This is a genomic window from Dyella terrae, from assembly GCF_004322705.1.
Classification (GTDB): domain Bacteria; phylum Pseudomonadota; class Gammaproteobacteria; order Xanthomonadales; family Rhodanobacteraceae; genus Dyella_D; species Dyella_D terrae.
This window is the reverse complement of sequence record NZ_SIZZ01000002.1, coordinates 839,808-852,661: the sequence shown is the minus strand read 5'-3', so window position 1 is coordinate 852,661 and position 12,854 is coordinate 839,808. Positions and strand designations below refer to the sequence as shown.

The following is a 12,854-nucleotide window of genomic DNA, read 5'->3' as shown; positions in this document are numbered from 1 at the left end:
GTTCACCGCTCTTCCAATCCCTATTCCTCACGCACCCATCATCCTTTTGCGGTCCATCCTCTAGCCATTAAGCTGGGAGGCACGGGAATTCCCCCTCCCCGCTGCCCCATTGGACGGATCTGTGCATGCGCTGTAACCCTCGCCTGGGCCTCGTCGCCCTGCCCCTGCTGATGTTGTCTTCGCTCGCGCATGCAGGCGTGCAGTTGGTGGTCGATGGCGTGGACGACACGCTCAAGGCGGCGGTGCTCTCCCAGGTCGAGTTGTCGCAGTACACGACGCGCGAAGTCACCGAGGCGCAGGTGCGGCGCCTGTTCGATCGTGCCGAAGCTCAGGCCGGCCTCGCCTTGCAGCCTTACGGTTACTACGAAGCCAAGGTCACCGGCGAACTGCAGCCGGCCAGCGATGGCAACTGGCGTGTCTCCCTGCACGTCGTCCCGGGCGAACCGGTGATGATTACCGACGTCCAGGTGAAGCTGGACAAGACCGCCATGGATATCGGCCCGATTCGCCGGGCCGAAAAGAACATCGAGGCACTCAAGGGCCAGCAGCTTAATCACGGCACGTACGACCAGCTGCGCGACCAGTTGTCCGGCGCGCTGACCGCCTACGGATTCCTGGATGCGAAGCTGACCGAGCGACGCGTCGAAGTCACGCGCGGCAATCGCAGCGCCGTCGTGAAACTCGCGTGGGAAGCGGGCACGCGCTACAAATTCGGCGAGGTGCACTTCGAAGGCTCGCAGTTCCGCGAGGGCTTCCTCGATCGCTACGTCCCGTTCAAGCACGGCGACTACTTCAACCAGTCGCAATTGCTGTCGCTTCAGCAGGCGCTTAATGGCGCCGACTACTTTTCCGTCGTAAACGTCATGCCCGACGTGGAGTCGAAAGGCGGCGGCGTGGTGAACGTGAAAGTCGAGCTGGCACCGGCCAAGCGCACGGTCTACACCGGCGGCCCCTTCATCGGCACCGACACGGGCGTGGGCTTGCGTGCCAGCATGGAGCGTCGCTGGATCAACGCGCGCGGGCACAAGTGGAAGAACGACCTTGTGCTGGCGCAGAAACTCAAGACCGTGCAGACGCTCTACTCGATTCCCATGCCCGGCGATAACCAGCGTAGCTTCAATTTCGGCGCCAACTATCGTGATTCGGATACCAGCACATCGAAATCCCGGACACTGGGACTGGTCGCCAACGAAACGCGACAGTGGCTGGGATGGACGCGCACCATCGGCATGAACGCCCTGTCGGGCACGTTCACTGTGGGCAAGAAAGGTGGCGAACCGGACAACACGCTGGGCATCGAACACGGCAACAGCACGCTGCTTTATGCCGAAGCCACGTTGTCGCGCAAGAGCGGTGACAATCCCATCTTCGTCCGTCGCGGCTGGTCGCTCACCTTCACCGCACGCAGCACGCTGGGTTCGCTTGCCTCCGATACGCGTTTCAGCCAGGTGATCGCTGACGCCAAATGGATTCGCGCCTTCAACGATGCGCAAGATCGCCTGATCATTCGCGGCACGGCGGGCGCCACCTGGGTGGGTGACTTCAGCGCCCTGCCACCGCAGCTTCGCTTCTTCGCCGGTGGCGACCGGTCGGTGCGCGGTTATGCGTATGAAAGCATCGGACCGCGCAACTCCTATGATCGCGTGATTGGCGGTGAGAACCTGCTGGTTGGCAGCACGGAAGTCGAACACTACTTCACGCGCAACTGGGGCATGGCCGCCTTCGTGGATGCCGGCAACGCGTTCACCGGCACGGATTATCGCCCCCGCGTCGGCGCCGGCCTGGGTGTACGCTGGCTGTCGCCTGTCGGCATGATCCGCGTGGATCTTGGCGTCCCTGTACACGACTCGCAAGAGCACGGCGTGCAGCTGCATCTCGTCATCGGACCGGATCTGTAAACGATGACCGACCACACTCAACAACCCGCTCCCCGTCCGCGCCGTCGCTGGTTGCGCTGGACCTTGCTCTCGCTGCTGGGCTTGCTGGTCGTGCTCGCCTGCTTTGTCGGCTGGTTGATCGGCACATCATCGGGCCTTCGATTCGCGTTGGCCCGCGCGCAGGGCTTCACGGATGGCGCGCTCTCGGTAAAACATGCGCAGGGCCGTCTCGTGGGCCCTCTGGATATCGAGGGCCTGCGATACAACGACGGCAAGGCCGTTGACGTCACCGTTGCCAAAGCACACCTGGATTTGCGCGTTTTGCCGCTCTTGCGCAAAAGCGCCCACGTCCTCGATCTCAACGTCGACGGCGTGGACGTGGCGCTGAAAACCACGCCACCCGAGCCGCCGACGGAAAGCAGCTTTTCGCTCAAGCCGCCGCTTGATTTGATCCTCGACCGCATTCACGTGGGCTCGGTGAAGGTCACGCAGGATGGCGCACCGGTCTTTGCGTCGAACAGTCTCGATCTCGCCGGCAGCTGGACATCGCAAGGCATCGAGCTGCACCAGCTCTCGCTGAAGGCCCCCGATGGCAACGCCGATCTGCAGGGGCAGCTGTCGGCGATGGGTCAGTACAAGGGCCAGGGCAAGGCGGTCTTCGCCTGGCGCGTGGCTGGCACCGACTATGCCGGCGCTCTGGAAGCGCAAGGCGACGGGAAAAACGCCACCGTCACACTCAAGCTCACCCTGCCCATGCCCGCCGAACTGCATTTGCAGTTGCAGCAAAGCGGCGCCTATCCCTGGACGGCCAAACTCGATGCTCCCACCTTCGATCCCAAAGTCTTGCTGGGGGAAAGCTCGCTCAAGCAGCTTGGCGTCAGTTTGCAAGGCAGTGGCGACCGACGCAGCGGCACCGTCAACGGACGCGTCGAACTCAACGACTACCAGCTGGATCTCAAACCGTTGCAAGCTCGCTTCAGCGAGGACCTGAAAACGCTGGAGTTGCAGCAACTGGCCCTGGCATCGCCGCAGTTCACCGGCAGCGCCAACGTGCATGGCACCGTGGCACTAAGTGATCAACCCGTCAGCGCCAACCTCGACGTCTCCTGGGATAACGTGCGACTGCCCGCGACGCTGGTGGGCCAGGATCTCGACACCAAGGGCAAACTCCTTGCACGCGGCAGCGCCGATCGGTTCCACGCCGAAGGTGAAGTCCAGGCCGGCCCGCCCTCGCAGTTGTCGAAGTTCACACTCAACATCGACGGCACGCCCAAACTCATCACGCTTAACTCGCTTGCCATCCAGGGCCCGAAGAGCGGCCACATGGATGCCAAAGGCTCACTCACACTGCAACCGGAGTTCGGCTGGAACCTGCAAGCCCAGGCCGAAAAGCTCGATCCCGGCCAGATCTTCGCCGGCTGGGGCGGCTCGATGGATTTCGACATCGCCACTGAAGGCACCCTGCCGAAGAATCAGCCTGACGCGACGCTGGAGATTCGCAAACTCACCGGCCGACTGCGCGAACGACAACTACGCGGCGAAGGCAAACTGCACCTCGCACCGTCGAACGTCGTCGATGGCAAGCTGCAACTGGCCAGCGGCAGCAGCACCATCACCGTCGAGGCCAAGCCCGGCAAAAGCAACGACATCCAGCTGCAACTGGCCGTCGCCTCGCTCGCCGACTGGCTGCCCAACAGTGGCGGCGCACTCCAGGGCGATTTCCGTGTTCGCGGCCTGTATCCGAAGCTCAGCGTGAATGGTCAGCTGCATGGACGCTCGCTCGGCTATGGCGACGAGAAAGTCGCTGCCCTGCAACTGACGGCCGACGTGCCGGACATCAGCACACCGGGCGGCAAGCTCGATGTCACCGCGACCACCGTTGAAGCTGGCGGCCTGGCTTTCCAGCAGATTTCCCTGCGTGGCGACGGCACCGGCGAGCGCCACAATCTCCATCTGGACGCGCATGGCACCCAGTTGTCCACGCAGATCGCGTTGAACGGTTCGCTGAAGGAGAAAAACTGGAACGGCACCCTGTCCACGCTGACGCTCGAAGCGCAGCATCTCCCGCCGTTCCGCCTCACGGCACCATCGAAGCTTGCCTACAACGATGGGGCCATGAGCCTGTCCGACCTTTGCCTGTCCGGCGGCGAACCGCAGCTTTGCGTCAACGCCAAACAGGACAAGGCCGGCAATCTCGACGCGAGCTACAACCTGCGCTCGCTGCCGCTTGCGCTGATCATGACGATGGTCGAAAGCAAGGACATGCCCATGCGCGCCGATGGCGTGCTCGAAGGCAGCGGCAACATCAAGCGCAACGCCGCCGGCGCACTCAACGGCCAGGCCAGCATCACCTCCACGCAAGGCAGCATCACCCTGGTGCAGCACGCGGATCGACCCATCCTCACCTACCGCAACCTCGCGCTCAACGCGAACCTCACGCCAAACAGCCAGCGGTTCAACATCCACGCCAATCTGAGCAATGACGGCCTGCTCGATGGCCAGATCGGCATCACCGGTGCGCAACAGGCGCTGGATGGACAGGTGCGCCTGCACGTCACCAATCTCGCGCTGGTCGAAATGTTTACCAGCGAACTGGATAACGTGAAGGGTAAGCTGGACGGCGACTTCCTGCTCGGCGGCACCGTGAAACAGCCTGCGATTCGAGGCCAGGCCGTGCTCGACGGATTTGCCACCGAGATTCCCAACGCTGGCCTGAAGCTCAAGGAAGGCCACGTCGCGATCACCACCACCGATGCGCAGAACTTCCGCGTTGACGGCACCGTGCAATCGGGCAAGGGCTCGCTCACCGTCGCCGGCACGGCGCGCCTGGGCGAAGGCGGCAATGCCGCCATCACCGTGAAGGGGAGCCAGTTCACCGCCACCAACATCCCGGCTGCGGTGGTCGTGGTCTCGCCCGACCTCACGCTGGACCAGAACGAAAAAGGCATCACCGTGGGCGGGTCCGTCACGCTCGACAGCGCCGATATCGATGTGGACAAACTACCCGGTGGCGGCGCGACGCAGGCCTCGCCCGACGTCGTCATCGTCGACGAAGATCAACAGGCTGAGAAGGCCTCGAAGCTGCCGATCATGGCCGACATCGCGGTCAACCTGGGCAACAAGACGCATCTCGTCGGCATGGGCCTGGACGGCAACCTCAGCGGCCAGCTGCGCGTTCGCGAACGCCCCGGCACGGCCACCACCGGCCAGGGGCAGATCACCGTCGACGGTACCTATCGCGCGCACGGCCAGAACCTGCATATCGAGCAGGGACGCCTGCTGTTCGCGACCACGCCCATCGACAACCCCGGCCTGGATATCCGCGCGGTACGCAACCTCAATCCGAACGCCACCATCGACGAAGGCCAGAAAGTGGGCCTGCAGATCACCGGCACGGCCAAGCGTCCCGTGCTGACGGTGTTCTCCAATCCCGTCATGGAGCAATCCGACGCCCTCTCCTACCTCATCACGGGCAAGCCGCTGTCGCAGGTGAAAGGCGGCGAAGGCAGCGCCGTGGGCGCGGCAGCTCAGGCACTGGGCTCGGCCGCCGGAGACATGCTGGCCAAGACCATCGGCGCCAGGATGGGCGTGGACGACATCGGCGTGCAGGCGAATGATGCGATCGGCGGCGGCTCCGCCTTCACCGTCGGCAAGTACCTCTCGCCCCGCCTGTACCTGAGCTACGGCGTCGGCCTGTTTGATCCGGGCCAGGTGATCACGCTGCGCTACATCTTCAATCACCGCTGGAACTTCGAGGCGCTCAATGCCACGGATTTCAACCGGGCAAGCCTGAACTACCGCATCGAAAAGTGAGCCCAGCCCTCTGCGGCATGCTGCACCGCCATTTGACAGCGTCAATTTAGAACGATTTAAATCGGGGAAAACTTGCCGAGACAGGTCCCTTTGAGCGGGCCTGCCGACCACCGAGGGGATGACAGGCGCATGGCTCGAGTTTGGGGATATACGGCCCTTGTGGCTGCCGTAGCGGCCGGACTGGCCCTGGCCTGCGCGGCGAAGGCGTTCGCGCCCTCAGCCGATCTGTTCTTTTCCTTCGAGAAGCCGGCCTCCGACCCCGCCGAACATGGCAACGCCCAGTTCGGCGTGGCCATCGCGGGGGGCCCTTCCACGAAAGTCGCACTAACCGCCAAGCCCGGCGTCGGCTTCGACGGTCTGCATTCGCTCCACTACATGGGTAACCAGGAAGGCGAGCAGCGCATTCGTCTTTACGACATCCCTGACCGGTCGGGCGATTACCTGCGCCTGAGCTATGTCGTATTCCCGCAGTCCGTGCCGGGCGACCTGCGCAACCTCGCCAACTACATTGCCGTCGATCTGCTGTTCGACGACGGCACGCGCCTGTCCGGTATGGGCACCAAAGATCAACACCGTGTCGCCCTGGACGCCAGGGCACAGGGCGATGCACGCGTGCTCTACCCCGACCAGTGGAACTACGTCAGCGTCGATTTGGGAAGGATGCCGGAGGGCAGGCGTCTCCGCGCCGTGGAACTGGTGCACAACGGGCCAGCGGGCGCCTTTGAGGGCTATATCGACAGCATCCGGATCGAGATGTTCGCGCCTGCCAATACCGTCCGTCGTCCCAGCGACCGGGTAAACACCCTGCGCGGCACTAACTCCAACGGCAACTTCTCCCGCGGCAACAACTTCCCCGCAACGGCCCTGCCCCACGGCTTCAACTTCTGGACCCCAGTCACCAACGCCGGCGCGAACTGGATCTACCAGTACCAGGAACGCAATAACGACCAGAACCGGCCACGCCTTGAAGCGCTGGCGCTGTCCCACGAACCCAGTCCGTGGATGGGTGACCGCCAGACGTTCCAGCTGATGCCTGCGGCCGTCGAACAAGGTGCGCCATCGGCCAATCGGGAAAAACGCGCGCTGTCGTTTTCCCACGACATGGAAGACGCGCACCCCTATGTCTATCGCGTTCAGTTCGACAACGGTATCCGGGCAGAAGTGACGCCGACGGATCACGCGGCCATGTTCCGCTTTCGATTCGAGGGAAACCGCTCGCAGTTGATCCTGGACAACCGCGACAACCATGGCAGCGTCACCATCGATGCCGCGTCCAACAGCTTCAGCGGCTACTCGGACGTCAAGAGCCGACTGTCCACCGGCGCCACGCGCCTGTTCTTCTATGCCGTGGCCGACCAGCCCATACGCGAGAGCGGCCGCCTGACGGGAGAAGGTCGCGATGCCGTCACGGCATGGATCGGTTTCGATACGCGCAAGACCAAAGAGGTCACGCTGCGCGTCGCGACGTCACTGCTCAGCATCGATCAGGCACGCAGGAATCTCGAACTGGAAATCGCTGCCAGCGACACGTTCGATACCGTCAAAGACCGTGCCCAGAAGATCTGGGACGAGCAACTGGGCATCGTCGAGGTCAAGGGCGCCAGCGATGATGAGCTGACGACGCTCTACTCCAACCTCTACCGTCTGTTCCTGTACCCGAACTCCGCCTCCGAGAACACGGGCACCGCCGACGCGCCTGCCTGGAAGTACGCCAGCCCGTTCTCACCCGCGACCAGCCAGGACACCCCGACCGCCACAGGCGCCCACGTGCTCGACGGCAAGGTTTACGTCAACAACGGCTTCTGGGATACCTATCGCACCGCGTGGCCGGCTTACACCCTGCTCACGCCGCACAAAGCCGGTGAGATGATCGACGGATTCGTGCAGCAATACCGCGATGGCGGCTGGATCGCGCGCTGGTCGTCACCGGGCTATGCGGACCTGATGGTCGGCACCAGTTCGGATGTCGCGTTTGCCGATGCGTGGCTCAAGGGCGTGCGCAACTTCGACGTGCAGTCGTTCTACGACTCGGCCATCCGCGACGCCTCTGTCGTCAGCCCGATCAAGGGCACGGGCCGCAAGGGCATCAAACGCGCCAACTTCAATGGCTATACCGACACCGCAGTGAACGAGGGGCTGTCGTGGTCGATGGATGGCTATATCAACGACTTCGCCATCGGCAATCTGGCGAAGTCGCTCACCGCCTCATCGGGCGACACGGCGCGCTATGAAGCTGACGCGACGTACTACGGCAACCGCGCGCTTGGATACGTCCACCTCTTCCATCCCGAACTGAAATTCTTCATCGGACGCGATGCCAAGGGTGCGTGGCGTTACGACCGTAGCAACTTCAACCCGGAACGCTGGGGCGGCGACTACACCGAAACCAACGCCTGGAACATGGCGTTCCACGCACCACAGGATGGCGCCGGCCTCGCGGCGCTTTACGGTGGCCGCGACAAGCTTGCTGCCAAGATTGACCAGTTCTTCGCCACGCCCGGCAATTTTGATGTTGGCAGCTACGGCGAAGTCATCCACGAGATGCTCGAGGCGCGCGATGTGCGCATGGGGCAGTACGGTCACAGCAACCAGCCGTCGCATCACATCATCTACATGTACGACGAAGCCGGACAGCCCTGGAAAACGCAGGACAAGGTGCGTGACGTGTTGTCGCGGCTCTATGTCGGCAGCGAAATTGGCCAGGGCTATCCCGGCGACGAAGACAACGGCGAAATGTCCGCGTGGTGGATTTTCAGCGCGGCAGGTTTCTATCCGCTGCGCATGGGTACGCCGGAATATGTCATCGGCGCGCCGTATTTCCCGCACATGGATATCCGGCTTGAGAACGGCGCACATATCGTGATCGATGCGCCCAAGGTGAGCGATACGAACCGTTATGTGCAAAGCCTGCGCGTCAACGGCCAGGCGTGGAACAGCCTGACCTTGCCGCATGCGCTGCTCGCCAAAGGCGCGACGCTTGAGTTCGACATGGGTCCCAAACCGTCGAAATGGGGAACCGGAACCAAGGCACTGCCGGCATCGATCACGCGCGAAGGCGAACGCCCGGCGCCGATGACCGACCTGCTTGACGGTCATGCCGATGCCCTGTCCACGTCGGTCAATGTGGCTCTCGCGCCACTGGTCGACAACGATGCGACGACAACGGTCTCCCTGCCTGCGGGCGCCAGCATCCAATGGCAGGCGAGCACGGCCGAACAGGTTGCGATGTACACGCTGACCTCCGGCGATCACCAGCGCGCTCCGGCCGCGTGGCGACTCGAAGGCTCGCGAGACGGCAAGCAATGGAGCCTGCTCGACGAACGCTCGGGTGAGCGCTTTGCCTGGGATCGCCAGACGCGTCCGTTCCTGATCGCGCACCCTGATCGCTACCGCTATTACCGACTCACCTTGTCTTCGGCCGTCGAACTGGCCGAACTGGAACTGCTCGGCGCAAAGCACTGACGCCGAAGCGCCGGCATCGCAAGAAAACGCGATGCCGGCGCTAGCCCATTGGTCATACCCAAACTCTTGCGGGCTGCCGCTATCGTGGGCGCACCTTTGACCCCAACCTTCCGCAAGGGGAGCCCCATGGACCGCGCTCGTCGTCTTCTTTCCGTTGCCATCCTGGCTGCACTTACCAGCGTCACGGCCTACGCCGCCACGCCTGCCGCACAACCCAACGCGCCCGCCAAGCAGGAGGCCCGTTCGGCTTCCGGCATTGATCTCGCCGGCATCGACAAGGCGGTCAAGCCGGGCGACGACTTCGACAAGTACGCCAACGGCACCTGGGCCAAGACGGCGCAGATCCCGGCCGACCGCGCCAGCACGGGCATCTTCCTGCAGGTTTATGAGAAGGCCGAGAAGCGCAACGCGGAACTGATCCGCGACATGGGCAAGGGCAATCCGGCCGCCGGCACCGACGCGCGCAAGATTGCCGATTACTACGCCGCCTTCATGGACGATGCGACCATCGAAAAGCGCGGCCTGGAACCGGTCAAGCCGGCCCTCGCCAAGATCGACGCCATCAAGAATGCCGGCGAACTTTCCAGCGCCCTGGGCAGCACGCTCCGAGCCGACGTCGATCCGGTCAACGCCACCAACTGGTGGACGCAGAACCTGTTCGGCCTGTTTGTGACGCAGGGCCTGACCGACTTCGAGCACAACGTCCCGTACCTGCTGCAGGGCGGCCTGGGCCTGCCCAACCGCGACTACTACCTGTCCAATGACAAGGACATGGTTGCCATCCGTGAAAAGTATCAGGCCTATATCGCCGACCTGATGAAGCAGGGTGGCATCGCCGATGCGGACAAGAAGGCCAAGGCCGTCTTCGATCTCGAAACCAAGATCGCCAAGGCGCAGGCGAGCATTGTCGACAGCGAAGACGTGCATAAGGCCAACAATCCGTGGAATCTCGCCGACTTCTCGAAGAAGGCGCCGGGACTGGACTGGAATGCCTACTTCAAGGCTGCCGGACTGGATGGCCAGAAGCAGATCACCGTGTGGCAGCCGGATGCCATCAAGGGCTTGTCCGCACTGGTTGCCAGCGAGCCGCTGCAGACCTGGAAGGATTACCTCGACTTCCACGTGCTCAATGAATCCGCCGGCCTGCTGCCGAAGTCCATCGCGACGGCCCAGTTCGAGTTCTACGGCCACACCCTCAACGGCACGCCCAAGCAGCGCGATCGCTGGAAGCGCGGCATCAGTGCCACCAATGGCGCGCTCGGCGATGCCGTCGGCCAGATTTACGTGAAGCGTTACTTCCCTGCGTCGTCCAAGAAGCAGGTGCAGGACATGGTCAGCAACATCATGGCCGCGTTCAACGATCACGTGGACACGTTGGACTGGATGACGCCGGCCACCAAGCAGAAGGCCAAGGAAAAGATCACCACGCTCAAGGTGGGCGTCGGTTACCCCGAAACCTGGCGCAATTACGCATCGCTCGATATCAAGCCGGACGATGCCGTGGGCAACCACCTGCGCGCCGAGGAGTTTGAGTATCGCTACCAGCTATCCAAGCTGGGCAAGCCGATCGATCGCGCTGAGTGGTGGATGACGCCGCAGACGGTGAACGCGGTGAACCTGCCGCTGCAGAACGCGCTCAACTTCCCGGCCGCGATCCTCGAAGCGCCGTTCTTCGATCCGCATGCTGACGCGGCCGCCAACTATGGTTCGATCGGCGCCGTCATCGGTCACGAGATCAGTCATAGCTTCGACAACACCGGCGCCGAGTTCGATGCGCAAGGGCGCCTGCGCAACTGGTGGACACCGGAAGATCAGGCGCACTTCAAGGCCGCGGGCCAGAAGCTGGTCGAGCAGTACAACGCCTATGAAGTGCTGCCCGGCCTGCACATCAACGGCCAGCAGACACTGGGCGAGAACATCGCCGACGTCTCGGGCCTCGCCATCGCTTATGCGGCGTACCAGAAGTCACTCGGTGGCAAACCGGCACCCGTGATTGACGGACTCACGGGCGACCAGCGTTTCTTCCTCGCCTTCGCACAGTCGTGGCGTGAAAAGACCCGCGATTCCGCGCTGCGCCAGCAGGTGGTGACCGACGGCCACTCGCCGGGCCAGTTCCGCGCACAGACGGTGCGCAACCTCGACGCCTGGTATGACACGTTCAAGCCGGCGCCGGGCGAAAAGCTGTACCTCGCGCCCAAGGATCGCGTGAAGATCTGGTAATACCCGGGCTACATGGGTTTATCGACAGGGCCGCACTCGCAGGGGTGCGGCCTTTTTTCGCGCCTGCGGCTTCTTCACTTGCTAAAGGGCCATAATCGAAAGACAGCGGTCGGCCATAGCCCGCGCGGCCACGGCACGAGCGCCATTACCGCAAAGGGAGAACACATGTTCAGGCACATCCTCATCCCCACCGACGGTTCGGAGCTCTCCATGCGCGGCGTGCGCATGGGCATCGACCTGGCCAAGACCGATGGCGCGCGCGTGACCGCCATCCATGTCGTTCCGCCGTTTCATTCGGTGACCTATATGGCGGAGATGCTGGCCGCCAGCGAAGCCAATTACGTGCTGGAATCGGCTGAGCGCGCAAAGAAGTACCTCGAAGACGTGAAGAAACTTGCCACCGAGGCCGGCGTCGCGTGCCAGACGCTGACCGTCGAAAGCGACCGTCCCGACGAGGTCATCACGCAGGCGGCCCAGGACCAGGGTTGCGATGTGATCGTCATCGCTTCGCATGGCTGGCGTGGATTGACCAAGCTGCTGCTGGGCAGCGTTACGCAGAAGGTGCTGCTCTCCAGTCCCGTACCGGTGCTGGTTTGCCGCTGATGAACAAGGGCCGCTGACAGCGGCCCTTTCTTCAGGCGTCAGCGGCAAGCGATCGACACAGGGCCGCCGTCGCGTCATCCACAGGGAAGCAACACTCCACGTGGATATCGTCCAGCGTGACGTCGCGCGGGGTGCCAAAGGTCGTGATGGTCGAGAAGAACCGCAGTTCGTGCTCGTCGCGTCGCAGCACCGTGGTGAGCAGCGGCGATGGCGCCGCACCGAGGTCACGCACGCGCATGCGCGCAGGCACGTCCGGGTAAGCCAGCACCTCATCGAGCAAGGCGCGTGCACGCGCATCGGATGGCGATGCCGCTACCTCGTTGTGCAGGTGATGGATCAGGTTGCCGGCCACCTCGTCCCAATTGGCTACCACCTGGCGGAAGTCCAGGGGATCGAAGAACTGTCGCAGCATGTTGGCGTGCGCACTCTCCTTGCCGCGCATGACGAAGCGATTCACGCGCAGTGCCGCATCATTGGCCATCAGGATGTCCCAGTGGCGGTTCAGCAGGAAGGCCGGATAAGGCTCCTGTTGCCGCAGGATGGCTTCAATGGCACCGCGCACCTGGCTCATCGCCGGCGTGCGTATATCCGATTCCGGATAGACCGGCGCGAAGCCCGCCGCCACCAGCAAAGCATTGTGTTCGCGCAGCGGCATGTCCAGCACGTGCGCCAGGCGCGCCAGCAGTTCGCGACTGGGCTGGGCCTTGCCGGTTTCCACGCAACTGAGATGGCGCGTGGATATGTCCGCTTCCAGCGCGAGATCCAGCTGGCTGAGGCGACGGGACGCCCGCCATTCACGGAGGAGGACCCCGACATGCGAGGCGGCGGGGGGCGACAGCGAGGCAGCAGTCCGGTTCATGCCGCGAGCATACGGCCCGT

At 63.3% G+C, this 12,854-nt stretch carries 6 protein-coding genes; 5 read left to right on the top strand and 1 reads right to left on the bottom strand.

Translation table 11 applies throughout. From position 1 onward, the window contains the following. Positions 1-125: 125 nt before the first annotated feature. The 5 genes from EYV96_RS14575 to EYV96_RS14555 all read left to right on the top strand — a co-directional run bounded on the left by EYV96_RS14575 (position 126) and on the right by EYV96_RS14555 (position 11,975). The gene (locus EYV96_RS14575; RefSeq protein ID WP_131152254.1) at positions 126-1,898 is read left to right on the top strand and encodes an autotransporter assembly complex protein TamA; all 1,773 of its coding nucleotides are present in this window, start codon (positions 126-128) and stop codon (positions 1,896-1,898) included. 3 nt (positions 1,899-1,901) lie between these two features. Next, on the top strand, positions 1,902-5,690 hold the full coding sequence (locus EYV96_RS14570; protein WP_131152253.1) for a translocation/assembly module TamB domain-containing protein: 3,789 nt from the start codon (positions 1,902-1,904) through the stop codon (positions 5,688-5,690). A gap of 129 nt (positions 5,691-5,819) precedes the next feature. Then, positions 5,820-9,152: a GH92 family glycosyl hydrolase gene (locus tag EYV96_RS14565; RefSeq protein WP_131152252.1), complete on the top strand. Its 3,333-nt coding sequence runs from the start codon at positions 5,820-5,822 to the stop codon at positions 9,150-9,152. 126 nt (positions 9,153-9,278) lie between these two features. Next, the gene (locus EYV96_RS14560; RefSeq protein WP_131152251.1) at positions 9,279-11,372 is read left to right on the top strand and encodes a M13 family metallopeptidase; all 2,094 of its coding nucleotides are present in this window, start codon (positions 9,279-9,281) and stop codon (positions 11,370-11,372) included. A gap of 165 nt (positions 11,373-11,537) precedes the next feature. Beyond that, on the top strand, positions 11,538-11,975 hold the full coding sequence (locus tag EYV96_RS14555) for a universal stress protein (RefSeq protein ID WP_131152250.1): 438 nt from the start codon (positions 11,538-11,540) through the stop codon (positions 11,973-11,975). Positions 11,976-12,006: 31 nt separating this feature from the next. Here the strand turns inward: EYV96_RS14555 and EYV96_RS14550 are convergent, their stop codons facing one another. After that, a complete protein-coding gene (locus EYV96_RS14550; RefSeq protein WP_131152249.1) occupies positions 12,007-12,834 on the bottom strand; it encodes a helix-turn-helix transcriptional regulator in 828 nt (275 codons plus the stop codon). Positions 12,835-12,854: the final 20 nt, after the last annotated feature.